This is a genomic window from Labrenzia sp. THAF191a (genome assembly GCF_009363335.1).
Classification (GTDB): Bacteria; Pseudomonadota; Alphaproteobacteria; order Rhizobiales; family Stappiaceae; genus Roseibium; species Roseibium algicola.
The window spans coordinates 5,773,075-5,800,062 of sequence record NZ_CP045333.1 but is presented as its reverse complement, the minus strand read 5'-3'; the positions used below and the strand labels follow the sequence as shown (position 1 = coordinate 5,800,062).

Here is a 26,988-nt window from a genome sequence, read left to right as displayed (position 1 = left end):
CATGTCCGCAGTTGTCTTTGCCTATCCCGGAGATTTCAACACACCGACCGGTGGCTACGGCTACGATCGCAGGATCGTCGCCGGTCTGCGCACGCTTGGCTGGGAGGTTGATCTGGTTTCGCTTGGGGACGGCTTTCCGTTTCCCACCGAAGAAACGCTTCGGCAAGCCGAAGCCCGGCTGTCTTCGGTGCCGGACGGATCGCTTGTTGTCGTCGACGGTCTCGCACTTGGCGTAATGGCGGAAGCCATGGAAAGACTGCAGGACCGGATCACTCTGGTTGCGCTTGTGCACCACCCGCTCTGCGTCGAAAACGGTTTGTCGAAGGAACAGGCCGACGCACTTTTCCAGAGCGAAAACAATGTGCTGGCTTTTGCCCGTCGTATCATCGTGACCAGCCCCGCAACAGGCACCCAGGTTGAGGAGCTTTTCGGCATATCTCCGGACCGCATCACCGCCGTTCTGCCCGGCACGGAAAAGCCTGAGCCGTATAAACGCCCACAGAACGACGTCACGAGGCTGTTGTCGGTCGGCACCTTGCTGCCACGCAAGGGCTACGATCTCTTGCTGACGGCCCTTGCAAGCCTCAAGGAGTTGCGCTGGCATCTGGATATCGTCGGCGGGCTTGAGGCGGATCCCGAATGTTACCAGGCGCTGTTAGGCCAGGCGCGTGAGCTGGAACTACTCGACAGGATTACCTTTCACGGCGCGGTTCCGGCGCAAGACCTTGGCGACTTTTATCGCTCGGCAGAGATATTCGTGCTCGCAAGCCGGTATGAGGGCTACGGCATGGCTTATACCGAAGCGCTTGCCCATGGTTTGCCGGTAATCGGTAGCGGTGGCGGCGCGGTGAAGGAAACACTTCCTGAGAAAGCTGCCATCTACTGCGGCGTCGAGGATGTCGATGCCTTGCGAGACGCGCTCGAAACACTCATCTCCGACCGCGAGAAACGTGCGGGATTGAGCGCTGAAGCCAGAAAGGCCGCTGAACTCTTGCCGGACTGGACGGACGCGGCACGGAAGTTTGCAGACCTGTTGCAGGATACTGGCCGATGAGTGGTTTTTCACCAGAGTGGCTTGCCTTGCGCGAACCGGTCGATCTGGCGGCTCGCAATGAGGAAGTGGAAACCGCATTCTTCGCGGCTCTCGGCAGTCAGCCGATGCGCATAATGGATCTTGCAAGTGGAGCAGGATCGACTGTCTCGGCTCTTGCTCGGCATCGAAGCACTTCGATCGAATGGCTTTTGACCGACTACGATCCGGCTCTGTTGGAAGTTGCCGGGCAGCGCTGGCAGGGCAGGGTAACAACGCGGCAGATCGACCTTGCGAGCGATCTGGAGGAGCTGCCGTTTGCCGAGGTTGACGCGGTGACTACATCCGCCTTTCTGGACTTGGTCGCAGAGCCGTTTCTTGTCCGGCTGGTCGATCAGGTCGTGAAGGCGCGAAAGCCGTTTCTGGCAAGCTTGACCTACGATGGCCGCGCGGTGTTCACCCCGCAACTTTCCTTTGATGCCGCGTTGTTGGCCGCACACAACACGCATCAGCTGTCTGACAAGGGGTTCGGTCCGGCCCTCGGTCCAGCCGCTGCCATGCGTGCCATCGAACTGTTTCGGGATCGAGGCTACAAGGTGGTGCAGGGCCGGTCTGACTGGCAGGCAGACAGTTCGTCAGCGGATTTCCTGAAAGAGCTTCTCGGGGGTTGGTGCAACGTCGGCAGGGAAGTCGCGCTGGACGAGGCGGAACTGGCGCAATGGTGGTCGCTGCGGCAGGAACACATCACTTCAGGTCAACTCACTCTTAGCGTCGGTCACGTCGATTTCACTGCCTTGCCGTAAGACACGGGGTTCCGGCTCCCTCCCGGGACTTGTTGAAACCGGGTGGGCTGCCTAAACTGTGTGCAGGCAGGAGAGGAGAGGTGCGATATGGGCGCAAGTGATGAACGCTATAGCCCGATTGCCCGGTTGATCCATTGGCTGACCGCCATTCTGGTGCTGACAATGGTGCCTGCCGGCCTTGTCATGATCCGGATCGACAGTGGCCCCTTGCAGAACCAGCTGTTCGATTACCATCGCTCGGTCGGCATCGTGTTGATGATATTGACCCTGGCACGTCTCGGTTACCGGCTGACCCACAAACCCGCGCCCTTGCCGGAAAGCATGCCGCTCTGGCAGAAATTTGCCGCCAAGGCTACCCATGCCTTTCTGTACGGGTTTCTGCTGGTCAATCCCTTCATCGGTTGGGTGGCTACCTCCGCCTATGGCGCGGCAATCTCGGTCTTCGGCCTGTTCACCATGCCGGCCATTGTCGCCAAGGACCGCGCGTTGGCAGACCAGCTTTTTCAGATTCATCTTGTGCTCGGGCTGCTCTTCACTGCCGCCGTGGTGCTGCATATTGCCGCCGCGCTATATCACGGTCTTGTGCGCAAGGACGGTGTTCTCGGTAGAATGATTTAAGTTTTTGGAGCGAATACTCTGCGGTAATGTTGAGTGTCTTGAAAGATTTTTTATGATTGAGGAAGTGTTAACTTAACAAATTTTAATAGTTCCTGTTTTGTAATTTTTTACCATGCCCTTTAATTACAGTTTATCGTTTTTTGGCCTAAATGACGTCTCGGAACCCAAGGACCGGTTCAAGTGTAACCGTTAGAAAATGGTAAGGACTAAAATGAAACAGACCATTCGGACCCTGCTGGCAAAACACGGCAATCTGCCGGTTTCTATCGACGACGTCGCGGACGGTGCTGACCTCTACGATGCCGGTCTGTCTTCTTTTGCATCCGTCCAGGTGATGCTGGCGCTCGAGGAAGAATTCGATATCGAATTTCCGGAGCATTTGCTGAACCGCAAGTCTTTCTCCTCCATTGATGCGATCGACGCAGCTCTGACCGAAATCCTGAAAGAGCAGGCTGCGTAATCCATGACCGCCGCAGCCAAGATCACTGCCATGGGGTTGGCAGATCGCGCCAAGCGGGCCGCCAAGGTCGCTTCCGAGTTTGCCGACAAGGTTGATGTGGAAGGCCGCTTTCCTGTTGAAGGCATGAACGCCCTGAAAGCGGAACGCCTGATGGGTGTCATGATCCGTCCGGAATTCGGCGGCGAAGGTGCAACGCTGACCGAGATTGCTGATGTTTGCGCAATTCTTGGACAAGCCTGCGCGGCCACCGCGATGACTTATGCCATGCACCAGATCCAGATTGCCAGCCTGGCGGATTACGCCGTAGGCAGTGCCTGGCACGAAGGTTTCCAGAAGCGGATCTGCGATGAGCAGCTTCTGATCGCCTCAGCAACCAGTGAGGCGGGTATCGGCGGCAATTTGCGCAATTCGATCTGTGCGGTCGAGGTCGAGGGTGACACCGTGCGCCTGACCAAGGATGCAACCGTGATTTCCTACGGCGCCAATGCGGACGCCATCATGGTGACCTCCCGCCGGCATGTCGACGCGGCTCATTCCGACCAGGTTGCGACCATTTTCCTGAAGGATCAGTACACGCTTGAGCAGACCAGCAAATGGGATACGCTCGGCATGCGTGGAACCTGTTCCGACGGCTATATTTTCAAGGCGGAAGCTCCGGCCGAGCAGATCCTGCCGCGCCCGTTTGCGGAGATTGCCGCCCAATCCATGCTGGCCGTTTCCCATCTTCTTTGGGGCGCGCTCTGGTATGGCATCGCTGCTGATGCAGTTGCCCGTGGGCAGGCATTCGTGAAGAACGCTGCGCGCAAGGCTCCCGGCCAGGTTCCTCCGGGAGCCCTGCGTCTGGCGGAGGCGTCAAGCCTGCTGCAGCTGGTCAAGGCCAACGTCGTTGCCGGCCTGAAACAGTTCGAAGGCTGCAAGGGCGACAGCGATGCGCTCAATGCCATGAGCTTCTCCGTTGCCATGAACAACGTGAAGATCGGCACGTCACAGACGATCCTGACAATCATCAACCACTGCATGCTGATCTGCGGGATCGCAGGCTACAAGAACGGTACGCCGTTCAGCCTCGGACGCCACCTGCGTGACGCCCATTCGGCGCAGCTGATGATTTCCAACGACCGTATTCTGGGCAACACGTCCACGATGCTCCTGGTCAACAAACAAGACACCAGTCTTTTGGGGTAATGATGGACGCGCAAATCTCTTTTCTGGATCAGCTCTTTGCCAAAGGCGTCCTGCATGACAGCGGCGTCGACGGCCTCTATGCCCGCAGCGGCGAATTTGAAGACGTTATTGCCCTTTTCGAAAAATTTGCCCTCACGTACGGTCAGGACGAGATCTCCGAAGCAATGGTGTTCCCGCCGGGAATGACCATGCAGGATTTCGAAACCAGCGGTTACATGAAGAACTTCCCGCAGTTGGCAGGAACAGTGCATGCCTTTTGCGGCAACGACCATGACCACATGGGGCTGTTGCAATGCATGGCGGCTGGCGACGACTGGTCCAAGGATCAGAAACCGACCCAGGTGGCGCTGACACCTGCTGCCTGCTATCCGCTTTATCCGATCCTCTCGCGCCGTGGTGCATTGCCGGCAGAGGGAGCCTACGTTGCGCTGCAGTCCTATTGCTTCCGCCATGAGCCTTCCAAGGATCCGGCGCGGATGCAGATGTTCCGTCAGCGCGAATACGTGCGTGTCGGTTCTGCCGAACAGACCATGGATTTCCGCGAGACCTGGAAACAGCGCGGCTCGGACATGATGGAGCGGCTGCAGCTCCCGCATCACGTTGATGTCGCCAACGATCCGTTCTTCGGCCGAGCCGGCAAGATCATGGCGTCCGGCCAGCGTGAGCAGGAATTGAAGTTCGAAATGCTGGTGCCGATCACGTCGGAAGAAAAGCCGACGGCCTGCATGAGCTTCAATTACCACATGGACAACTTCGGCAAGGCCTGGAACATCCGTCAGGCTGATGGAACGCCTGCCCACACCGCCTGTGTCGGCTTCGGTCTGGAACGACTGGCGCTGGCGCTCTTCCGCCATCATGGTTTCGACACGTCCAAATGGCCTGAAGGCGTCCGTGCCACGCTTTGGGGATGAGGGGACGCAACATGACGCAAGCCGTGTTTGACCGCTTCAATGCGGCGACCTACGTGCGTAGCCCGCTCCATTCCCAGGACCGGGACTGGCCCGAAACCAACTGCTATCTTGATGTCTGGATCGAGGTATTGCCGTCCCTTGGCCTGCCGGCGGAGGCTTGTCTGTCCTATTCGGTCACCCAGGATTTTGAAGGAGACCAGTTCACCTTCTTCAAGGTGCCGCTGGAGGATCTGGAAGCGCTTTATGGTCTCAAGGTCACGGAACTTGCGATCTACGACCGGGTGGAAGCCCACGTCCAGCAACAGATCGAACGCGGCCGCTTGTCACTGGTCGAAGTCGACAGCTATTTCCTGCCGGACACACACGGTGTTGGTTATCACGAGGCCCACGGCAAAACGACGATCGCAGTCAACTGGATGGATTTTGAAGCCAGGACAATGGAATATTTCCACGGTCTGGGCCTGCACAGGCTGGAAGGCGACGATTTCGACGGGGTGTTCCAGCGCGGTGCACATGAAAAGCCGACGCCCTTCCTGCCATATACGGAATTCGTGAAGGTTCCGGACACACTGCCAACGCCGGCTCACATCCTGAACGTTTCGGAAGGCCTTCTGCGCCACCACCTGAAGCGCCGCCCTAAGCAGAACCCGATTGCAGCCTTTGCACAGGTCTTCCCGGCACAGGTGGAAAAGATCTGCGAACGCGAGTTCGGCTTCTTCCACTTGTATGCCTTCAACACGCTGCGCCAACTCGGTGCGAATTTCGAGCTGTTTTCGTCCTATCTCGAATGGCTCGTGACGGAAGGCAGGGACGATCTGACCGAGGGTGTGCAGATGGCCAAGACCATTTCCTCCACCTGCAAGATGGTGCAGTTCAAACTGGCGCGCGCCGTCATGCGCAAGAAGTTCCAGGGGCTGGACGAAGGCTTGCTGCCGGCGGTCAACGCCTGGGACAACCTGATGCAACTTCTCGACACCCACTACGGTGATCAGGAAACACGTTTTACTCCCGTAGTCAGCGCTGCCGGGGCTTGAATGATCGACCTGGGTGAAGTGACCTGGGCACTGTCGATGACAGAGCCCGGTGCCTTTGAAACCTCGCTTTCGACGGGGCACCAGTGGGATTTCGTTCCGGCACACGTTCCGGGAACCGTCGCCGGTGCTCTTACGGAAGCAGGACTTTACGACCCGGAAAATCCCGTTCCCCTTCATGGCAAGGACGTCTGGTATGAAGCCTGGTTCGACGCCCCGCCGGGCCGGTATCGCTTGCACCTGGAGGGGTTGGCGACCATTGCCGAGGTTTTCCTGAACGACGTTGAGGTGCTGTCCAGCCGGAACATGTTCCGCAAATACAGTGTTCCCGTGGAACTGGCCGATCGCAACGTTCTGAAAATCTGCTTTCGCGCGCTAGAGCCGCACTTGAATGCAAAGGGGCCGCGCGCCCGGTGGAAACCTCAGTTGGCAACCAGCCAGGGGCTGAGGCTCGTGCGGACGACGCTTCTCGGTCACATGCCCGGTTGGTGCCCGGAAATCCATGCGGTTGGTCCATACCGTCCGATCCGGCTCGAACCCGAGACGACACCGCGTATTGTTGAAAAGCATATTCTTGCGGACCTGGCTCCGGATGGCACTGCCGCACTGTCAGTTACGGTCAGGCTCGAAAATACGGATGTCGTTCCGGTGCTGACTTGCGCGGGAGCATCGGCGAAGATGAGCCTTCAGGACGACGGTTGCTATGCGGCGACCGTCCGTCCTGAGGGCGCCAAGCCCTGGATGCCGCACACACACGGCGAGCCTGCTCTTTACGACGTAACCGTTCAGGCCGCTGACAATTCTCTTTCGCTGGGCAAGACAGGCTTCCGCCGGATCGAGGTGGACCACGGTGCGGATGGACGCGGCTTCGGCCTGAAAATCAACGGTGTGCCGGTCTTCTGCCGGGGCGCCGTCTGGACCAATGCGGATCTCCTGAACCTGTCGTCCAGCCGCGAAACCTATCGCCCGCTGTTGGAAAAAGCCCGAGACGCAGGCATGAACATGCTGCGCATCGGCGGGACGATGCTTTACGAGAGCCGCGCCTTCTTTGAGCTATGTGACGAATTGGGCCTGCTGGTCTGGCAGGATTTCCAGTTCGCCAACTACGATTATCCCGTGAAGGATGCCGCCTTCGTCGCGGAGGTTGAGGCGGAACTGCGCGATCAGCTCGATGAAAGCATGGGCAGCCCTTCACTTGCCGTTCTGTGCGGAGGAAGCGAGATCTACCAGCAGGGCGCCATGATGGGGCTTTCCGAGGATCGCTGGAAGGGGCCGCTGTGCGAGGAGATCTTGCCGGCTATTGCCACAGCGCTGCGGCCGGATGTGCCCTATGCAGCAAATTCGCCCTGCGGCGGGGTCCTGCCGTTTTCGCCGAACGACGGCATCGCGCACTATTACGGCGTTGGGGCATATCTGCGGCCTCTGGAAGACGCAAGGCGGGCCGATGTCCGATTTGCAGGTGAGTGCCTCGCGTTTTCCAACATTCCCGTCCAGCAAAGCCTGGAAGAAGGATTGCCGGTGAAACCGGGGCATGATCCACGCTGGAAGGCACGGGTACCGCGGGACCGCGGCGCCGGCTGGGACTTCGAGGATGTGCGCGATCACTATCTGAAGCTGCTCTATGATGTCGATCCGGCCGCGCTTCGCTACGGCGATCCGGACAGATATCTCGACCTCGGACGGGCGGTCACCGGTGAGGTCATGTCCGAGACCTTTTCCGAATGGCGACGGCCAGGGTCCAATTGCCAGGGCGCACTGGTCTGGACCCTTTCCGACCTCTCGATTGGTGCCGGGTGGGGACTTGTTGATGCAGCCGGACGGCCCAAACCCGCGTGGTATGCCCTCAAGCGCGTATTCAGGCCGGTAATCGCCTGTGTCACCGATGAAGGCACGAACGGCCTTGCCATTCACGTCCTCAACGAACGGGCGGAGGAAAAGTCGGTCAGTATCAGCATTGCCTGCCTGAGGGATGGCCAGCTGCCGGTGGTTTCAGGAGACAAGGAGCTGTTGTTGGCGCCAAACAGTGCGCAGACGCTCAATGCGGTGGACCTGATCGGAGCCTTCTTCGACGTCACCTACGCTTATCGTTTCGGCCCACCCTCGCATGATGTAACCGTGGTGCGTCTGTTCGATACGCAAACCGGAGAACTCATTTCCGAGGCGCATCATTTCCCGCTCGGCCGAGGACAGCATCGCCATTTCGATGCTCCCGAGGTGAGTGTGGAACAGGACGAGGCCGGCAGATGGTCGCTGATGATCCGTGCCAGGCGCTTCCTGCAATCGACCGTCGTTTCCATTCCCGGATTTGAGGCGGAGGACAACTGGTTCCATCTGGCTCCGGGCGAGGCGAAGTGCATTCGACTGCAACAAACGCCAGACGAAGAATGCGATAATCAGGCAGCCCCCAAAGGGCAACTTACGGCCTTGAACTTCGCCGGGCGCGTGCCTTTCTGACGCCTTTCTGGAAGCGACGGATCAGCCTGCGGTTTCGTCTGGTTCGGGCGCAGGTACCTTTGTCCAGAAAATGAAGAACCAGGTGCCCGCGGTCAAAGCAATCTGGATGCCAAAGCGGAAAAGCGCTGCGCCGGCCAGGCCTCCTAGCGCAGCTCCAAGGCTGACGACAGGTATCAACAAAAGACTTGTGCTGATGAGCAGCGCCATTCGCACCCGTTGACGTCCGGTAGCCCGCAAGATGTCAGCGCCTACACCGGAAAACCCCATCAGGAGCGGATAAAACGCAAGGCACATCACGACGGTCGGTGTTTCTGCGAAATCTTCACCCAGAACAAGGGGGATGAAACCGGCGATCAGCAACAGGAAAGCCGCGACCGGCAGGGCGAGGAATACCGTCACCGGCAACAGCTTGACGCCGAAAGCAAGGCTGCTTGCCTGCCCATCTTGTGCCTGGCGAAAATGGCGGGTGTAGGTTGCATAAAGAAACGCTCTGACGGGCGCGGAGGCTGCGTCGATGATGCGGAACCCGGCTGCGTACTGCCCGCCTGCATCTGCGCTCAAAGTGTGAACGACCACCGGCTTGTCCAGATCCTTCATGCCGCCGATGGCAAAAAACTCGATGCAATAGAGAAGGCTGAGCTTCAGGTCGTCCCGGATCAGGGTGAAAGTCGGCCGGCCGAGATCACGCAAAACAAGCCAGCAAGCCGCAAGAGCAGACAGAATTCCGGCGGCGAAATACCACCACGCCCATTCCTGGAGCGTGAGACTTCCGGGGAGAAGCGTGGCAACGAACAAGAAGGCGAGTTTCAACGAAGCAGCCAGAACATTGATGACAATCTGTTTTCTGGCCCGGTCGAAGGCCATGTAGGATTGCGCGGACAAGATCACCAGCTTTGTGAGGAGCAGATCCGAAAGAGTGACAATCGCGATAGTCGATAGCGGAACGGTATCGCCGATGAGGACGTACAACAAAGCGATTGTCCCGGGCAGGACAAACGGAAAGGTAATTCCCATCATGATCAGGGAATGCCCGAGGTATCTGCCGAAAGACTGAGGCTCAACCGCGACCCGCTGAAGGAGAAGGTATTCACTGCCCAAACCGACCAGGAAACCGGCCATGATGGAGACACTGACGATGGTGATGAAAAGACCGTAGTCTGCTGCCCCCAAGGCACGCGAAATGAACAGGAAAAAGACGAGCTGAATGACGAGCAAGAGACCAAAATTGATCGTGTAGGAAATTGTATTGGCAACAAGCGGGCGTCGTGAGAGGCCAAGGGCCTTGTCATAGAGCGCGCGAAATTTTCTCGATGCCGAACTGGAATTCATTGACACGAAATTGCCTCGAGGCGTGGGCCGTTGATCGAAAAAAGCGGGACCCGTGGCCGCTGGCCTTGGACCGCAGGAGCGGATTTTTTAATCTGCCCCCTGGATAAGTCGCAACAGAAACTAGGCGCCAAACCTGACTGCGCCGTTAATAGGGAGGCAACGCGAACCTGCACAAACTATTTTAACTTCCCTGCGTCAAGGATCTGGCGTCCTGTTCGAAAAGGCGGAGAAAAAATGCTGGCAAAAACGCAGGTTCTCACTTTCCACGGCATTGGTGTACCAGCGGTGCCTGTTTCGCCGGAAGAGAACCATTACTTCGTCCCGATAGAGACTTACCAGCGCACAATTGAACACCTTCCTGCACTTGAGCAGAAACACGGAGTGAAGCTGGAAATCACCTTTGATGACGGCAACCTGTCTGATTACGAGGTTGGGTTGCCAGCCCTTGTGGAGGCGGGCCGGCCAGGTCGTTTTTTCGTTCTGGCTGCACGTATCGGGGCAAAGGGCTATCTGACCGCTGAACAGATGCGGGAGATTGTTTCGACGGGATCGGTCATCGGCAGCCACGGCCACGACCATGTCGACTGGCGCAAGCTGGATGCTGCCGGCTTTCAACGGGAACTTTACGACGCTCGAAAGAAAATCGAGGATGCGGTAGGGGCTGCTGTCACAGAAGCGGCGATCCCGTTCGGTGCTCTGGACGCGAACGTTTTGCATCGTCTCAAGGAAGCCGGGTACCGGCGGGTCTTCACAAGCACACCAGGACTTGCCTATCAGACGGCATGGTTCTGTCCGCGCTTTTCGCCTGCAAATGGCTTCGACCCGGATCGTGACATCCCACCGATGTTTTCCGCCAAGAAGCGCCTGAAAAGCTCCCTCTATGCCTTCGCACGGCGCGCGAAATTCCGCATTTGAAGGCATGTCCGAGGCGTAGGCGCCAGCTGGTTCAATCCGGTTTTCTATAGAGCTCTGCAAGAGGCAGGTTGAATACAGCGCGCAGCTTGCCTGTATTGAGCGCAAGTTTTTGCCGCATCCGGAAAGACCGTCCCCGGTCGAGAAGCCGGAATGCGAGCGCTAAAACACCGGCAACTCCACATTTTACCAGTGCTCCAATTGCGAAAAAAACGTGCCAGAAAGGGTCTGGATGCCGGGCGAGACGCATCTGGCCATAGGATTGGCCTGACCGTGTCGCGCGGCTGAGAATGAACTTCGTCGACAATCGGTCTTGTGGAACATGTTCGTGGGCAATCGCATCGTCCGTGGCAAAGATACGTGCCCCGCGTTCGGCTGCTTGAGCAAAGAAGATGGTGTCTTCGCCACCTGTTCGGCCATAGGCTTCATCAAATCTCAGTTCCAGCGCACGAACAAAACCAACCCGCACCAGCGTGTTGCCGCCCCGGCCGGTGTAAAGCCGTTTTCCCCGGTGCCCCCAGTCGGTGTAAAGCGGGTTCGCGAGCCGCATCCACTCGGGCGTATTGTCCGGATAGCGTGGTTTTACCGGGCCGATCACGACGTCTGCGTTGAAGTCTTTCTGGCAGGCGAAGAGTTTTTCCAGCCAATCGCGCTCCACCCATTCGTCGTCATCGACAAATATCAGCCAGTCGCCATCAGCTGCATCGAGCAATGCGTTGCGGGCTGAAGAGATATTACCGCTCGCCACGGCAAGGCAGGTCACGTCCAGCGACTTGATGGGATGACCGGCAACGAGTTTGGTCGCCGCACCGGATTTGGAATCGTCGGCCACCAGCACGTTGAGTTCTATCCCGACCGGTTTGGTCACCGCCGCCAGGGAACGTAACGTATCGAGCAAGGTTTCACGGCCAATGCTCGCTATGGCGACGGAAACTTTTTCCATTCAGACTGGGCTCCGAAGCAGAGTTGGAAGCAATCAACAGGATGTGAGACGATCTTTTAATGCACCAGAAGTTCCTGCAGCATTATTAAACAATGGCTTAGAAAAAAGGCGCAAGATGCCCCGGAATTTGGAAAGACCGCCTTCCACCCGCCATGAAGCTGGAGCTCGCACGTGATATGAACCGGCAAGGTTTTGATACCTCCTCTGCCACACCTGTTGCCGGAACGTCTGCTGTGGCCTTGCCGATCTCGTTCGATGGGCTTGCTGGTTATTTTCATCCAGCTGCGGGAGGAACAGCAATCCTGCTTTTGAGCCCCTGGGGGTATGAAGAGCTATGTTCCCGGAAAAGCTACAGGATGCTCGGCGAAAAATTCGCTGCATCCGGGTACCCATGTCTGCGGTTCGACTATCCGGCAACCGCGAATTCACACGGTGACAGCGCGGACATTCAGGGCAAGTCGGCATGGCAGGCTTCCGTTCGAACAGCCCTTTCCGAACTCAAGAGATTGGCAAACCCGGATCGGGTTGTAGTGGTCGGACAGGGGATAGGTGCAGGTCTCGCAAGCAACCTGGCAGCAGACGGAGAGATTGCAGGACAAGTGCTACTGGCGCCAGTGGCCCAGGGACGCGCTTATCTGCGGGAACTCGCAGCCTGGACTGCGTTGACGCAGCCGACGTTCCTGGTCAGTGCGTCGGATGGTCCCGAGGGCGGGTTGATGGCAGGCGGTTTCGTGCTCTCGGCCGCAACAGCCGACGAAATCAAATCGCTCAATCTCTACAAGACGGAATTGCCCTCCGGATTGAAAACATTGCTTGTTCAAAGGACCGACCATCCGGGCGATCAGAAACTTGCAGATCACTACGCCGAAAACGGTTTGGCGTTCGAGAGCCTGTCGTTTGAGGGGTACGTCGACTACGTGTCCGACCCGACTCTGTCCGTCCCCCCGGTTCAAACGCTGGATCGGATGGTAGCGTGGGTAAAGGCCAATTTCCCGGCAGGGCAATTGGAGACAGCACCTCTTGCCGAAATCTCTGCTGTGTCGGAGCCATTGCCAGATGTCGAGGAGGAGGCGCTGCGTTTCGGGCCCGACAAAATGTTCTTCGGCGTGCTCGCGAGCCCCCGTGGCAAATGTGCGGAAACGGCGGTGATCATGCTCAATTCCGGATATGACCATTCCATTGGTTGGGCACGCATGTCGGTCGGCTTTGCCAGGTCTCTTGCAGAAAGCGGCTGCGCGGTCCTGCGCACGGATCTGGCTGGTATCGGTGAGAGCTGTTATTGGCCGGATCAGCCGTCCCAGGTTCTTTATTCCGACAGGCAACTTGAGGATGTCAGGGCCGCCGTCGGGTTCGTCAAGGAACGGACCGGGGCGAAAAACATTATCCTGTTCGGCCGTTGCAGCGGTGCCTATCTCGCCCTTCTGGCGGCTGCAGACGATGACCGCGTCAATGCGGCCTTTCTGGTGAATTCACGCAAACTGGTCTGGGATCCCGACGAAAACGTGGACAAGGCAATCCGTGAGCCGATACAGACGCTGTCCAGTTATGGACGCAAGGCGGTCGATACAGCGACCCTGAAACGGGTTCTGTCAGGGGAAATCAATCTGGTTTCCGCTCTGAAAAAGGTAACCCGGCCCGTGAAGTTGAAGGTCGACCGAACCCTGGCTCCTGTTCTTGGCAATCTGTCACGCCATTACCGGCTCTTCAACGTCCTGACCGGTCGCCTTCAGAAACTAGAGCAACGTGATGTCCCGGTGTCTCTCGTCTATAGCGACAACGACCGGGGGCTTCTTGAGTTACACAACTGGTTCGGCGTCGACCGGCACGGATTGAAAGCCTATCCGAACATCGAGATGCACGGCCTGCAGGATGCGGATCATAACCTGACACCTATCGCCGCCCGTCAACAGATGTTCGCCCTGTTGACCGAATTCGTTGCGAAAGTCTCCGCTTCAAGATCTCGCAAGTGATGCCTCAGCCGATCCGTTTCACGCGTATTTACGGCGTGATGGCGGCGGAGTGCCGGTCATCGTTCGAACGAGACCGGAAGGTCGACCTTCTGCGATCGTAAGCAGGTCACGCGACAGGATCGGCATCGAGATCTGATCTTCTTCACGCTCGGCAACCGTGACCAGGAATTGCGTCGAAAGACCTGCGAGCGGATCATCTTCAACAAGTTGCGGCAGGGCAACGCCATCGATGATTACAAGATCGTAGTCACGCGCGATGTCTGCGAAATCGAAAGCTTCGCGGATGTTCATCCGGTGGTGCTTGTACTTCGGCAATCCGGAGACCAGCGACAGAAAGGAAATATCCAGCTCGTCGTAGTCGACGACCCTTTCGCGAAGCGTTCCGCCAATGTCTTCCACATCGTCGATGCTCAGGTCATGGCTGAGCATTCGCTGTTTCGGTTCACCATCGGCAAGGAGCACGTGCAATCCGCGCTGAGCCGCCCCGAGGGCGAGGGCGAGGGCAGCAATGGTCTGGCCATGGCCAAGGGCGGGAGAGGTCAGAAAGACGATACGGGTGCCGTTTTGGGCAGGCGCGCTCTGGATGGATGCAACGATCTGGTCAACGCCTTGTCCGAAAGACCATCCAGGTCCGGCTTCGTCCGAATAAAACTGCTCTATCGCGTCTTGTACGGCAGAGATGGCGTCAGAACTGAGCGGACGGACACTGCCGTTTTCGTCGGTCTCCGTCAGCCAGGGCAACTGGCTGATAACTTTCAGCCCGGGATCTGATTGGGGCACCTGCCTGGAGGGAGTGCGTTTGCTTCTCGTCCGCGATCCCGGCAACCCCACTGATGAGCGTGCATCGCGGGAGGTGTCGACAGCCGTGGTTACGGGAGCAAGCGACTGCGCAGGGCCGGCCACAGCCATTGCAGGTTGGGGGGGCTGCAGGATCTCCGGCAACAGGTGTTTTTTGGCAATGCGAATGGCTTCGCCGCCAACGGCGATTATGGTGCCGAACAGCAGACCCAGGATTCCGGCCAGCACCACCATGATCTTCCGTTTCGGGTAGACCGGGCTTTCCGGCGGAATGGCAGGTGAAATGATGCGGGCGTTGGGCAGAACAACCTGGTCGAGCTGCGAAATTTCCTTGGCCCGGCTCAGAGCGATCTCATAAAGCTGCCGAGTTGCCTGTGCTTCCGTTTCCAATTCACGCAACCTGATGGAAGCCGCCTGGTCGACGTCGGAAAGATTTCGCGTGGAATCGAGCTGCTGCTCGAGCCTGGAAACCCGTTCCTGATTGACCTGGACATCGATACGTGTGGATTCCGCAATCCGCCTGATTTCGTCCCGGATGAGATTGCGTAACCGTTCCAGCTGGGACCTTGCCTGCACGACAGAGGGATGTGAGGGCAGAAGATCGGCCATCAGCTGAGCTTCCGTGCGTGCAGCCGTGGCATATTGCTGGCGAAGTGAGGAGATCGTGGGGGAATTGACCACATCTCCGATGGATTCCGCGTCGACACCGCTTTGCAGAACCCGCTGGATCTCATCGTATTTGGCGGTTGCCTCTGCCAGTGCTGCTCGTGCATCGATGAGCCTGGAATTCAGTCCGGTCAGTTCCTGTCCCGTCAGCAGCGACCCCTCGTCGGAGTTCTGCAGCTTGTTGGCCGCGCGGAATTTCTGGATTTCTTCTTCGGCTTGCCTCAGGCGTTCCCGCAAATCCACCAGCCGATCATCGATCTGGGCGGCAGCTTCGTCCGAAGCCAGGTCAACCTGCCGTTTCTGGTCGGACAGATAGCTCTCGGCGATCGAATTCGCCAGAACGGCAGCCTGGACCGGTGACGGGGATTCCGCGGCAATGTTGATGACGAAGGTCTGACCAACGCGCTTGACGCTGGTTGCGTCTGCAAGAGCTTCGACCGCGGCGGTTTCCTGCGCTTCAAGCGTTGCCGCGTCCTTCTTGGTTGCCCCGAAGATCAGGCTCTTGAACTGGCTCATCAGACCCGGCTTGCCTTCGCCGAAATGAGGATCTTCAGCCAGGTTGTTTTCCCGGGCGACGGGGCGCAGCACAGTGTCGGAATGGATGACCGACATCTGACTGTCGATCACTTCCGAGCCTTGTCCCGTGCGGCTCGGGCGGTTCGGGTCATCGAAGGGCTGGCGGACGGTTGGGTCGAACAGGACTTGCGAGGAGGCTCTGAAAATCGGTGTGATGGTCAGGGAGTAGGCGGCAGTCAACGCTGCAAAAACAAATGCGATTGCCGCGATCAGGAAGATGCGGCGGCGCAAGACCTGAAAAATGGACAGGATGTCCAGAGCAATGGCATCGCGGCCTTGAAGGGCCGCCTTATCGTAAGCCGGGTTTTCTACCTGTCTGGGGTCCACAAAAAGTCACCTTATGTCCTCGCGGGCATGCGTCTTATTGCTTGTAAGCACTTATGGTTAGTGAACTGCTAATTTGCGGCAAGACTACGGTGCTCCGACACCACGAAGCCCGCTGTCATTTGCCTGCGGCCAGACAGAAAAGCACTAGTTCTGCGAACGATTGTCCCAGGTGCGAACCACTGCATGCGGCAGCAGCGCGGCAAGCAAGAAAATCAGCCAGTTCAGGGAAAAGGAACGAAACCAGGCGCTTTCCAGCATGTTGTGACAGGTGACGAAGAGGATTAACGAATAGCAGAGAAAGGCTATCCGGTAGTCCAGCGAAACGACCCGGGCTGCGGAAAACAGAGCGGTCAGGATAACCAGGAACAATAGCGTAATTCCGACAATGCCGAGTTCGAGCATGACATCGAGATAACCGTTATGAGCCTGGATCAGCAAAATGACGAAACCCGGCGCCTCACGGAAGGCAATTGAATCGGACCCCGTGGCCCAGAAAGACGCATAGCCCTGGCCAAGTACCGGGGCTCTGGAAATCACATCCACGACAAACGCCCAGATGAACGTCCGGCCGGTGTAGGTCTCGTCGTTGAACAGGAACAGAGACAGGTCCGAGAACCCGAACCGCGTAAGGAGCGAGAGGAAGGACAGAAGAACGGCGCCGGTAATCGCTCCGAAGATCAGCAGCAATGCGGCATTGATACGGAAGAGAAACGCCATGCCGACTGCAATATAGGCGATGACCGGCATGAGGACGGCAAGCCCGAGGGATGTTTTCGACTGGCTGAGAACAAGCAGGCCAAAAGCCAGTGCCGAAATGATCAGCATACCGAAACGTTTCAGAAAACCGCGCGAAACCAGAAACCCGTAGATATTGAACATCATGGCCAAAGCCATGACCGCGCCCAGATTGTTTTTCTGGGTGTAGATGCCTGCGTGACCGATCGGTGTCGGCGGTAGCAGGACGACTGCAACCGCATTCATCAGAACAACGGTATTCATAAGCAGCATCAGTCGGCCTAGCAGTGAGCGGGCGTCGTCCGTGAACGAAACCGAAATCACAAGGCTCATCACAATGATGATCTGCAAAACCACGCGGCGAAACGCAATTCCGGGTGCATGAGACCAGAGCACGCTCGTGACGGCGAGCAGCAGATAAAGCATCAGGATCCAGATAAGCGGACTTTTCAGAACCGTAAACGCGTTGAGCAAGCGCCGCCCCGCCGATATCAGCAGAACCATGAACAGGCAGATCCAGAACAACTGGTTCAGTGCGTTGGACTTTGACGCGCTGATGTTCGCCGCGGTGTCTTCACCTCCGGAAGACACCAGAAAGAATGGGCTGATCAACATCGGATAGGCGAGCAGCAGCACCGGAATCCAGTTGAAGATCCTGTCCAGCAACGTTTGCCCGTGCATGGCGGCCTGTGGCCCGGACTGTTCAACGGGGTGAACTGTCAAATCCCAGTCTCCAGATCAATTGCAGCTGCAGAAGCTTTCTGCCGGCCCGCACCGCTAGGTCAGTCACTAGGCATGATTCGCAGCTGTCAGCTCAATCTATCAGTCACGATTTCGCACAGTCGACTGCAAATTCCGCATCAACTGTCGTGTCAGGATGGCACGGTTCATAGCGCGTCTGCGTTGAGCCCCAAAGCATCGACCATAGCCGGCTCGACGGTTCTTTTGACGTTGTCGGTCATCAGACCGAAGCCTTCATAGTAGTCCCACAACGCCCAGCCAAAGCCGCGTTCCTCCACCACTGTGCGGACGTCCCTGATCCAGGCAAGCCTGCTTCCATCGTCCGGAAGTCCTTTCGGGGGACGGATAGCACTGAATTCGCCAAGCACAATCTGGTCCGGGGAAATGTCATGTTTTTCCGCCCACTGCGAGATCGTGTCAAAGCGGCTTTCAATGAAATTCCGGTCGGGCCTTTCACGTTTATAGTAGTCCCTGATACCGTCCATCGCCTTGCCGAAGGCATAGTCGGGAACGTCGTCATCGGCTGCCTTGAGGGCGGCGATATGCTGACGTGTCCTCTCTTCGGCAGTCTCCACGTCACCCGCCGTCCAGGGATAGCTGAGGCCTGCGATATAGCGGAGAGGGTCCAATACCCACGGAAGGGATTGATGGGTGAAATAGAAGGGCTCGTAGAAATGGAAGTCGACGATGATCTTGTCGTCGTAGCCGTCGAGACTCATGTACTCGAGGCCTTCCATTGACCGCCAGCAGCCCGGGGTAAGGACAATCGGCAGGTCTGGCGCAACACTGCGCGCCCTGTCATACAGCTGCTTTTGAGAGACAGACCAGTCTTGGCTGTCTTCTTCGAAACAGACGCCCTGCGGCTCGTTCATCAGTTCCAGTGCGACCTTGTCCGTCGGCAGATCGCGGATCCGCTTGGCGACTTCTTCCACAAGATCGGAGTAGGCCCGAAAGCGCGGGCCATCGGGTGCATCGCTCAAAATGTCGACAGGTGCCCATTCCGTGAGATACGCAGCCGGATGCAGATCGACCATCACGGTAAAGCCGCTGTCCAGTAAGCGAACCGTTATGGATTTCGTATCATCCAGCAAGATACGGCGTTCGCTGTCCGTCGCGGCCAGAAAGACGCCGGCGTCGATCGGAAAGCGAATGAAGTCGAACCCGAGCGTGCGCAGGCGTTCAAGTTCGGCGTCGGAGACCTTGGACAATTCGCCCCGGAACGGTGGCCAGAGATATTTTCCCGGCCGTTCGGGATCCCGATAGGCAAAATTTTGAAGTCTGGAAACATTGATACCCCGTTTGAATATGGGTATCGAAATCGTCTCCTCCTTCGCTGCCTGAGTTCCGGCAGCGATGGCGTTCTGACGTTCGTCCAGATACAGGAAACCACCAACGAAAACGAGGAAAGCCAGACCAAAAGCAAGCGCGGTCAGCCAGGACCATAGGCGCTTCGACTTTTTTGCGGTCACGTTCGGCTCCGTTGTTGATCTGGCGTCAAGACAGCTTCCAGGTCCTGACGGTAACTTTCAAGGATCATTGCAGGGTTGAACCGGTCGTGCAAGATTTGCTCGCTTGTTACTATCTGGCTGCGAAAGTGAGCTGATCTTTCCGCCAATTCCTTGAAAGCGGCCGCAATTCCGGCGACATCACCGGGTTTCACGCCGATGCCGACATCGATGTCATCAAGATAACCGTCGATACCCGTATCCTTGCCGTAGATAATCGGCAAACCGGCAAACAGCGCTTCCAGGTAGACCATCCCGAAGGTCTCGTTGTAGCTGACCAATGCCATCGCAAGATAGTGCGGCAGAACCTCGAACAGGTCCTTGCTGTTCATCGGTCCAAGGATCCGTACGCTGTCACCGAGACCCAGTTCGGCAATTTCCTTTTTCGCCGCTTCCACGGCCTCCGCACTGCCGGGGCCGATCAGGTCCAGTCCGATGTCCGGGTGTGTTTTTTGGAAAACGGCAAATCCCTGCAGCAGGTCGGACATGCCTTTCCGGCGGCGCATGTCCAGATCGAACACGCTGACGAACCGGGGGATCGGATCCTTCACCGGCACTTTGCTGGTGGAGTTCCCAACGATGTTTGGAAGCAGTCTTTCCTTCTCAGGCTGCGCCGGAACATGCCTGTGGTAGGTGTCCCGGAACCAGGCAGAGATATGATAGATCTTGTCTGCACGTGCCGCGATCCGGCGCATCAGGCTCCGGTACGTCGGCTTGAACAGCAGTATCTTGCGCTCGGATTCACCGCGAACGGAAATGAACAGCCGGGTATCCGGTCCAAACCGTTCTGCCAGCCACAATCCCGCGATGCCTTCAAACGAGAGTTTATGTGCGTGAACAAGGACAGGCGTCTCGTGCTCGGTCCTCAGCGTCTTAAACACATGTCTTGCGATACGTCGCATCGCCGAGGCGAGACCTATACCCATCGGCAGGCCGAAATAGCGGTAGGAGTATAGCCGCACGCCTTTTATCTCACCGCAATCCTTGAAGCTGGCCTGCCAGGGCAAGCTGGTCCGGTCCATCGTGACGACGATGTGCCTGCCAAAGTCCACGCCGGTGACCAGACGCTCGATTGCGGTGGTTCTGCGATGGAATTGCTGCGGGTTCGGGTAGTCGGCGCTCAGATGCAGGATGAGGGGCGCTGCTGCACCCGGTTCACCGAATTCTGCTCTTGTGTCCATTGTTTCCCTCGGCAGCGAATATTGGCGGCAGAACGGTTGCACCGCGCTCATCGGTCTTTGATTGCAACAAGGCCGCAGGTCGTTCCATCAGCCTGTTTGATCTTCATTTTCGGGGCAAACTTCTCTCATCACGTTTCAATAAAGAGTGAATGCCGCGACCTAGCGTCACCAACGGCTTCATTCTGGAGCGTCATGGGACAGCGAAAATGTACAATCGACAAAAATAACTAACTTTAAACGACAGTTCGTCACATTGCCGGCAGGCAGCCCCCAAGGTTGAGTGGCGTCCCCATGTTGGCCGGGAACACGTTTCACGAACAACCTGCTGAAGGAAACTGCGCAGGAGGACGATGAATGCCGAACCAGATCGACGAAGACAGGGACGCCAGAGCGCTCGGCGCGCAAAGCTTCGGCCTGAAGAACAGGCTGTTCCGTATCCTCTGGGGCATTGTCTGGTTCCTTCTGGCCTCCTGGACGCAGCCGTTGCATGGTTGGCGTCGGTGGCTCTTGCGACAGTTCGGAGCGACAGTGGGGGAGGGTGTCTATGTGGCTCCATCCGCCAGGATATGGCATCCGGGCAACCTGATCCTGGAGGATTTCGCCGCGATCGCAGACGGTGCGGATATCTACAACATGGGCCCTGTCACGATCGGCCGGTACGGTGTCGTCTCCAAACGTGCGCACATTTGCGCGGGAACGCACGACATCAACGACGACAAGTTCCTGCTGATCGCAAAACCCATCGTTCTGGAAGCCTATAGCTGGGTTGCCGCTGAAGCCTTTGTTGGCCCCGGGGTTCGCGTCGGTGAGGGAGCTGTCCTGGGAGCGCGTGCGGTGACGGTGAAAGACCTGGCTCCATGGACTGTTTATGCAGGTAATCCTGCCAAGGCGCTCAAGGAGCGGACGCGGTTTGAGCGTAGTGACGTGCCGAAGCGGGGATGGCGTGAACCGTTGGAAACCGCCGACTGATTTTCCATCCGATTCAGTCTGCCGTTCAGGCCCATTAAATATCGGTAACTACGAACTTTCTAACGGCTATGTTTACAACTGCTTAGAGACCGATCGGATATTGCTCTAATGCGTTCGCCGCCGTCGTAACCGGGACGAACGTATCGGGGAGACTGGGAACGGAATGCTGGCAAGAGATTTCGAGAGTGAACTGCTGGGGTGCCGGATCGAAGCAACCGCTATCGGTCCGTTTGCCATCGGGCGTCTTCGCTCCCGGGATGCCATCCAGCTTGTCGAAGCCGCCGTTCAAAGGCAGCAGAACCTCGATATTGCCATCTGCAACGCCCATACGCTCCTGTCAGCGATGGATGATCCCCGCTACGCTGCAACGCTCCAGAAAATGACGCTTCTGAACGACGGCATCGGTATGAGCCTTGCCAGCAAGCTGCTCAGGGAAGAGCCGTTTCCGGAAAATCTGAACGGGACGGACCTGATTCCCCGAATCCTGGCGAACATCGGCATTCCGCTGCGGATCTATCTGCTCGGCGCCAAGGAAGAACAGGTTCGCCTTGCCAAGGAGCATATCGAGACTGCCTATCCGAAGCACCAGGTGGTCGGTTACCGGGATGGCTATTTCGCAAGCGATGAACTGGACAGCTTGTGCCGGGGGATCAACGAGGCAAGGCCGGACCTTTTGCTTGTTGCCATGGGGAACCCCAGGCAGGAGAATTTCATCGTTGAGAACCGGTCGGCGCTGGCTGTACCGGTCGCGATCGGGGTCGGGGCGCTGTTTGACTTCATGTCCGGGGCCGTTGTCCGCGCACCGAAGATATTCCAGGCAGCCGGCCTTGAGTGGCTGTTCCGCCTGTTGCAGGAACCTCGCCGCCTGTTCCGCCGCTATGTCATCGGCATACCGCGCTTTCTGTTTGCCCTGATGAAAATCAGATTTTCCAGGTCCGGCGTTTCGCGCTAGCTCTCACGTGCAAGGATCTGCCGTAACCGGTCAACGAGCGCTGCATTCGTTGGAGCAGTTTCGGCCTCCGGTAGTTCTGGCCGGGCGATCATGATGACGGGAAGTTTCAGGACCCGCGCAGCCTCGATCTTGGCGTAGGAACGACTGCCACCACTGTTTTTCGTCACCACATGAGTGATGTTCTTTTCCAGAAACAGCGAAACTTCCTCGTCGGCAGATGCCGGGGGGCGGGAGAGGATCAGCTCCCAGGTGGAAGGTAATCGTGTTTTGGGCGGCTCGATCATCCGGACAAGACCGAAAATATCGTTTCGATGGGTGAAGCGCTCGATCTCCTTGCGGCCAATGGCCAGGAAGGCGCGCGCGCCGTCAGGAAGGGCCTTGGCCGCATCGTCCATTGTCAGGACATTTGTCCAGGCGTCGCTTTCACCGGGGTGCCAGCATGGACGCTCCAGGCGCACAAGCGGTACCTTGAGCATCTTGGCTGCCTCGGCCGCATTACGGCTCATCTGGGCAGCGAAGGGATGAGTCGCATCGACAATGACGGTGATCCCTTCGTGCCGCATGAAAGCCAGCAGACCTTCAGAGCCGCCAAAACCGCCGACGCGTGTCGGGACGCCAAGATCAGGCAGATCGCGAACCGCTCCGGCAAAAGAGGCGATCAGGCGACTTTCCGGAAAAGTTTCCGCCAGCGTTCTGGCCAATTGCCGGGCTTCGCTTGTTCCGGCGAGCAGCAGGATATGATCTGCCTTAGCGGTCAAAGCCTGTTTCCCCCAGCACCTTGCCCTGGCGATCGGTGACCAGAACTTCCACATCCACCGGTGCATCGCGCAGGATCTGGCGGACGGCGTCCTTCGTTCGCCGCGCAAGTGGGCCGCTGAGATCGATACCGGCAGCCAGGGAGGTATCCAGCACTTCCTTGGCCGTATTGGCCGAGGCGGCTTGTTCGATCAGATCTGCGGAAGCGTTCTCCTGACGCAGAAGATCCTGCAGGAATTCGAAGTCGACGGAGCTGCGGGCCGAATGCAGATCCAGCGCCCCTTGAGCCAGCTTGGTGAACTTCGCAAATCCGCCTGCGAGGGTCAGCCGGTCGACCGGATGACTGCGCAGGTACTTCAGCAAACCGCCGGCGAAATCCCCCATGTCGAGAAAGGCGGTTTCATCCAGATCGTATCGGGCCTTGACCGCGTCTTCGGAACTGGCGCCGGTTGCGCCAACCACATGTGAGAGCCCGACTGCGCGCGCAACATCGATGCCCCGATGAATGGACGCAATCCACGCAGCGCAGGAAAACGGCCGGACGATGCCGGTCGTGCCAAGTACGGACAGGCCGCCGAGGATGCCAAGCCTGGGATTCATCGTCTTGAGGGCAAGCTCTGCGCCACCTTCGATCGAGACGGTTATCTCGACATCGCCGGCCCCGCCATTCAGTTGGGAAACCTCATCGATTGCGGTCCGCATCATCTGGCGCGGCACCGGATTGATGGCAGGTTCGCCCGGCGGGATCGGCAGGCCAGGCCTTGTCACGGTACCGACACCTTCTCCGGCCCTGAAGATTACTCCAGAATCAGGAGGCAGCAGGTTGACGGTCGCACTGACCAAGGCGCCATGGGTCACATCGGGGTCGTCCCCCGCATCCTTGATAATGGCGGCGGACGCCGATTTTCCTGAAAGCGTATGCCGGGTCAGCGCAAAGGAGGCCGTGCCACCCTTGGGCAGGGTGATTTCGACCGGATCCGGGAAATCGCCGGTCAAAAGGGCCTGATACGCCGCCTTGGTGGCTGCTGTCGCACAGGCTCCCGTCGTCCAGCCCCGCCGCAGCTCTTTTGGCTCTTCCTTCGACATGCTCTTTCTATAGACGATGAAATTCCGCTTTGTGCATATTAGTTTATGTGCGCGATGAAATGTCGTTTTCGCATCGTTTTTGATCGCCGAAGCGCTTGGCGTTACCGGGTCACACGGGTAAACAGGAACCATGACTGGAGAAGACGACAACAACAGACCGCATGAAGGCTTGCCGGGAGACCTGCCAGGTGGGTTACCCGTGTTCGAACCCGGCTGGGTTTGGCTTGCCGGTGCAGGTCCGGGCGACCCCGGCCTGTTGACGCTGCATGCGCTCAATGGTCTGCGCCAGGCCGATGTTGTCGTGTTTGATGCCCTTGTCGATCAGAGCATTCTTGCCTGGGTCAAACCGGGAGCCGTGACTGACTACGCGGGCAAGCGCGGCGGCAAACCGAGCCCGAAACAGCGCGACATCACCTTGAAGCTGATCGATTACGCCCGCGAAGGCAAAAGGGTGCTTCGCCTGAAGGGCGGCGATCCTTTCGTCTTCGGCCGCGGTGGCGAGGAAGCGCTCGGTCTTGTCGAGGCCGGGGTGCCGTTCCGTATTATTCCCGGCATCACCGCCGGTATCGGCGGTCTGGCCTATGCGGGAATTCCCGCAACCCACCGGGACTGCAATCAGGCAGTCACCTTCCTGACAGGTCATGACCAAACGGGCCTCACCCCGGACGCGATCAACTGGGATGGTATCGCCAAGGGTTCGCCTGTCATTGTCATGTATATGGCGATGAAGCACCTGGACGTCATAGCCGGCAAACTGATTGCCGGTGGACGATCTGTGGATGAACCTGTGGGTATCGTATGCAATGCGTCCCTTGCGGGCCAGGACGTACTGGAAACCACGCTGGGCCGCTGCGCTGAAGAGGCGAAGGCTGCCGGGATCGAACCACCGGCAGTTGTTTGTGTCGGTGAGGTTGTCCGTCTGCGCAAGGGGCTCGACTGGCTCGGCGCCCTGTCGGGCAAGGTGCTGGACAGTGACCCGCTAGACCTGCGCATATCCTCCCGTTCTGCCGATGCCGGCTGACACTGCCAAGGCGGGCGCTAGGGGTGTTCTGATCGCGGCGCCATCGTCGGGTGCTGGCAAGACCACACTGACGCTTGCCTTGCTGCGGGCGCTGAAATCCGCCGGACGTTCGGTCGTTTCGGCCAAATCCGGCCCGGATTACATCGATCCGAAATTCCACGAAGCTGCCAGCGGGATGCCCTGCATCAACCTGGACGCCTGGGCTATGGACCCGGCGACACTGCAGATGCTTGCCCACCGTCAGGCCGACAGTCATGACGTTCTCGTGGTCGAAGGCGCCATGGGGCTTTTCGACGGAGCTGCCAGCGGCAAGGGCTCGGCTGCCGATCTGGCGGCAACGTTGCATCTACCCGTGATCCTCGTCGTCGATTGCGGCAAACAGGCCCAGTCGGTTGCAGCGCTTGTTCATGGGTTTCAAAGCTTCCGGCCGGATATCAATCTCGCAGGCGTTATTCTCAACAAGGTTGGCAGCCCGCGCCACGAAGCCATGTTACGCGCAGCGCTGGCACCGGTCGCCGTGGATGTTCTGGGTATCTTGCCGCGGGCTCAGGAACTAGGCCTTCCCGAACGCCACCTGGGGCTTGTCCAGGCGGGGGAGCATCCGGATCTGGAAGCCTTCCTGGAAAAGGCGAGCGACCTGTGTGCCCGGAATATAGACCTGAACCGCCTGGAAGCATTGGCGGCACCACTGAGCCCTGCCGGTGATAACAGGGAAAGCCTGCCTGCACCGCTTGGCCAGTGCATTGCCATTGCCCGGGACGTTGCCTTTGCCTTTTCCTATCCGCATCTGCTGGAGTTCTGGCGAAGGCAGGGCGCGAGGCTCGAGTTCTTCTCGCCACTTGCGGATGAAGCACCGGCTCCGGATGCCGATGCAATTTTTCTCCCCGGCGGTTATCCGGAGCTACATGCCGGAAAGCTGGCTGCGGCAGACAGGTTCAAGGCTGGGGTCTTGCGGGCGGCAGCTACAGGAAAGCTGATCTATGGCGAGTGTGGTGGCTACATGACACTCGGCAACGGCATGATCGATGCCGATGGCACGCGCCACGAAATGCTAGGGCTTCTGCCGCTGGAAACCTCGTTTCAGACCCGCAAGCGTCACCTCGGGTACCGAAAAGTCATGCCACTCCGTGGCCTGCCCTGGCAAATGCCGCTATTCGCCCATGAGTTCCACTATGCCTCCATAATGTCGGAAGGCGGGGTGGAGCGGCTGTTTTCAGCGGAAGATGCCGAAGGCAACGAACTGGCGCAGATGGGGCTGTGCGCCGGATCGGTCATGGGCTCCTTTGCCCATGTCATCGCTCGCGCCTAAACCACCTCAAGCACGACCAGCTCGCAATAGACGTCTTCCCTGGTGTGATAGGGACAATGGGTGATCTCCAGCGTCCTTGTCTTGCCGTCCTGTTCCAGCTTCTCGACCTTGGCCTTGAAGCCGTCGGCCTCCCAGGCGCTATCGCGTACTGTCAGGACGATGGGAGCACCCGGTTTGGCGATGCGCAGCAGTTCGTCGATCCCTTCCGGACCCACATGGCCATTCGTGAAGACGCCCGCGCTGACGATGCCGTCATAAATGTTGTCGTCAATGCCTGAGAGCGTGGCCATCATGTCGGCCTGGGACAGATTGCGGTAAATCCCACGGCTGCGCGAATGCTCCAGCATCGCCGGTGTCAGGTCTATGCCGTCAATGGTCAGGGCTGAATTGCGACTGATCAGCTCGCTTCCGACGAGGCCGGTCCCACAGCCTGCGTCCAGAACCAGCGCCGTTTTGGGCAGGCGTTTGACCAGTGCTTCCGCTGCAATCCTGGGACCGACATACCCTATGGTCTGAAGCAGGTCGGCATCGTAGGTCTCCGCCCAGTCCGCGTAGAACTTGCGAATGGCATCGGGATCACCGCTGAGAGAAATCGCCTGTTTCAGAAGTGGGTTTTCATCTGTCATGGGGCTGCTCCTGGCCGGTCTTAATCCTGTTGAGATTAGGCGAGGGCGGGAGCGGTATGCAAATGAGCGCTCTCGGACAGGCAAATCTTCGCTC

23 protein-coding genes are annotated in these 26,988 nt (G+C 58.2%); 14 read left to right on the top strand and 9 right to left on the bottom strand.

Going from position 1 to position 26,988, the window contains the following annotated elements:
- The first annotated feature begins 1 nt into the window (after position 1).
- The 8 genes from FIV05_RS26620 (at position 2) to FIV05_RS26585 (ending at position 8,492) form a co-directional block, all read left to right on the top strand.
- A complete protein-coding gene (locus FIV05_RS26620) occupies positions 2-1,054 on the top strand; it encodes a glycosyltransferase family 4 protein (protein ID WP_152511591.1) in 1,053 nt (350 codons plus the stop codon).
- Positions 1,051-1,833, top strand: a complete 783-nt coding sequence (locus FIV05_RS26615; RefSeq protein ID WP_152511590.1) for a class I SAM-dependent methyltransferase — start codon at positions 1,051-1,053, stop codon at positions 1,831-1,833. Before FIV05_RS26620 ends, FIV05_RS26615 begins: the two co-directional genes overlap by 4 nt.
- Positions 1,834-1,920: 87 nt before the next feature.
- A complete protein-coding gene (locus tag FIV05_RS26610; RefSeq protein WP_152511589.1) occupies positions 1,921-2,451 on the top strand; it encodes a cytochrome b in 531 nt (176 codons plus the stop codon).
- A 211-nt stretch (positions 2,452-2,662) separates the two neighbouring features.
- A complete protein-coding gene (locus tag FIV05_RS26605) occupies positions 2,663-2,911 on the top strand; it encodes an acyl carrier protein (RefSeq protein ID WP_006933785.1) in 249 nt (82 codons plus the stop codon).
- A 3-nt stretch (positions 2,912-2,914) separates the two neighbouring features.
- Positions 2,915-4,096 carry an acyl-CoA dehydrogenase family protein gene (locus FIV05_RS26600; RefSeq protein ID WP_152511588.1) on the top strand — a complete coding sequence of 394 codons (1,182 nt, stop codon included), beginning with the start codon at positions 2,915-2,917 and terminating at the stop codon, positions 4,094-4,096.
- Between the two features lie 2 nt (positions 4,097-4,098).
- On the top strand, positions 4,099-5,007 hold the full coding sequence (locus tag FIV05_RS26595) for an amino acid--[acyl-carrier-protein] ligase (protein WP_152511587.1): 909 nt from the start codon (positions 4,099-4,101) through the stop codon (positions 5,005-5,007).
- Between the two features lie 11 nt (positions 5,008-5,018).
- Entirely contained in the window at positions 5,019-6,041 is a 1,023-nt protein-coding gene (locus tag FIV05_RS26590) for a DUF1839 family protein (RefSeq protein WP_152511586.1), read from the top strand.
- Positions 6,042-8,492, top strand: coding sequence for a glycoside hydrolase family 2 protein (locus tag FIV05_RS26585; protein WP_152511585.1), 2,451 nt, complete (start codon positions 6,042-6,044; stop codon positions 8,490-8,492).
- Positions 8,493-8,513: 21 nt separating this feature from the next.
- On the opposite strand, the gene FIV05_RS26580 is transcribed toward FIV05_RS26585, so the two are convergent.
- Positions 8,514-9,821 (bottom strand): oligosaccharide flippase family protein, encoded by a 1,308-nt coding sequence (locus FIV05_RS26580; RefSeq protein WP_152511584.1) that lies wholly within the window; start codon positions 9,819-9,821, stop codon positions 8,514-8,516.
- Between the two features lie 30 nt (positions 9,822-9,851).
- On the opposite strand from FIV05_RS26580, the gene FIV05_RS26575 reads away from it, so the two are divergent.
- Positions 9,852-10,736 carry a polysaccharide deacetylase family protein gene (locus tag FIV05_RS26575; RefSeq protein ID WP_152511583.1) on the top strand — a complete coding sequence of 295 codons (885 nt, stop codon included), beginning with the start codon at positions 9,852-9,854 and terminating at the stop codon, positions 10,734-10,736.
- A 31-nt stretch (positions 10,737-10,767) separates the two neighbouring features.
- On the opposite strand, the gene FIV05_RS26570 is transcribed toward FIV05_RS26575, so the two are convergent.
- A complete protein-coding gene (locus FIV05_RS26570) occupies positions 10,768-11,676 on the bottom strand; it encodes a glycosyltransferase family 2 protein (protein ID WP_152511582.1) in 909 nt (302 codons plus the stop codon).
- Between the two features lie 356 nt (positions 11,677-12,032).
- Between FIV05_RS26570 and FIV05_RS26565 the strand changes: the two genes are divergently transcribed.
- The gene (locus tag FIV05_RS26565; RefSeq protein ID WP_173013957.1) at positions 12,033-13,646 is read left to right on the top strand and encodes an alpha/beta hydrolase; all 1,614 of its coding nucleotides are present in this window, start codon (positions 12,033-12,035) and stop codon (positions 13,644-13,646) included.
- 18 nt (positions 13,647-13,664) lie between these two features.
- On the opposite strand, the gene FIV05_RS26560 is transcribed toward FIV05_RS26565, so the two are convergent.
- The 4 genes from FIV05_RS26560 to FIV05_RS26545 form a co-directional block, all read right to left on the bottom strand.
- Positions 13,665-16,013: a GumC family protein gene (locus FIV05_RS26560; protein ID WP_152511580.1), complete on the bottom strand. Its 2,349-nt coding sequence runs from the start codon at positions 16,011-16,013 to the stop codon at positions 13,665-13,667.
- 144 nt (positions 16,014-16,157) lie between these two features.
- A complete protein-coding gene (locus FIV05_RS26555) occupies positions 16,158-17,471 on the bottom strand; it encodes an O-antigen ligase family protein (protein ID WP_152511579.1) in 1,314 nt (437 codons plus the stop codon).
- Positions 17,472-17,635: 164 nt separating this feature from the next.
- A complete protein-coding gene (locus FIV05_RS26550; protein ID WP_152511578.1) occupies positions 17,636-18,958 on the bottom strand; it encodes a cellulase family glycosylhydrolase in 1,323 nt (440 codons plus the stop codon).
- On the bottom strand, positions 18,955-20,175 hold the full coding sequence (locus FIV05_RS26545; protein WP_173013956.1) for a glycosyltransferase: 1,221 nt from the start codon (positions 20,173-20,175) through the stop codon (positions 18,955-18,957). The genes FIV05_RS26550 and FIV05_RS26545 overlap by 4 nt, the downstream gene beginning before the upstream one ends.
- Positions 20,176-20,529: 354 nt before the next feature.
- Between FIV05_RS26545 and FIV05_RS26540 the strand changes: the two genes are divergently transcribed.
- Positions 20,530-21,144, top strand: coding sequence for a putative colanic acid biosynthesis acetyltransferase (locus tag FIV05_RS26540; RefSeq protein WP_152511576.1), 615 nt, complete (start codon positions 20,530-20,532; stop codon positions 21,142-21,144).
- Positions 21,145-21,307: 163 nt separating this feature from the next.
- Entirely contained in the window at positions 21,308-22,096 is a 789-nt protein-coding gene (locus FIV05_RS26535) for a WecB/TagA/CpsF family glycosyltransferase (RefSeq protein ID WP_152511575.1), read from the top strand.
- Here the strand turns inward: FIV05_RS26535 and FIV05_RS26530 are convergent.
- Positions 22,093-22,854: a cobalt-precorrin-6A reductase gene (locus tag FIV05_RS26530; protein WP_152511574.1), complete on the bottom strand. Its 762-nt coding sequence runs from the start codon at positions 22,852-22,854 to the stop codon at positions 22,093-22,095. The genes FIV05_RS26535 and FIV05_RS26530 overlap by 4 nt on opposite strands.
- Positions 22,844-23,938 carry a cobalt-precorrin-5B (C(1))-methyltransferase gene (locus FIV05_RS26525; protein WP_152511573.1) on the bottom strand — a complete coding sequence of 365 codons (1,095 nt, stop codon included), beginning with the start codon at positions 23,936-23,938 and terminating at the stop codon, positions 22,844-22,846. Before FIV05_RS26525 ends, FIV05_RS26530 begins: the two co-directional genes overlap by 11 nt.
- Positions 23,939-24,068: 130 nt before the next feature.
- On the opposite strand from FIV05_RS26525, the gene cobA reads away from it, so the two are divergent.
- Together cobA and FIV05_RS26515 are read left to right on the top strand one after the other, a co-directional pair.
- Entirely contained in the window at positions 24,069-24,959 is an 891-nt protein-coding gene (gene cobA, locus FIV05_RS26520; protein ID WP_209009798.1) for a uroporphyrinogen-III C-methyltransferase, read from the top strand.
- Positions 24,949-26,268, top strand: a complete 1,320-nt coding sequence (locus tag FIV05_RS26515) for a cobyrinate a,c-diamide synthase (RefSeq protein WP_152511572.1) — start codon at positions 24,949-24,951, stop codon at positions 26,266-26,268. Before cobA ends, FIV05_RS26515 begins: the two co-directional genes overlap by 11 nt.
- Here FIV05_RS26515 and FIV05_RS26510 read toward each other — a convergent pair.
- Entirely contained in the window at positions 26,265-26,894 is a 630-nt protein-coding gene (locus FIV05_RS26510) for a class I SAM-dependent methyltransferase (RefSeq protein ID WP_152511571.1), read from the bottom strand. The two genes, FIV05_RS26515 and FIV05_RS26510, sit on opposite strands and share 4 nt — an antisense overlap.
- Between the last annotated feature and the right edge of the window lie 94 nt (positions 26,895-26,988).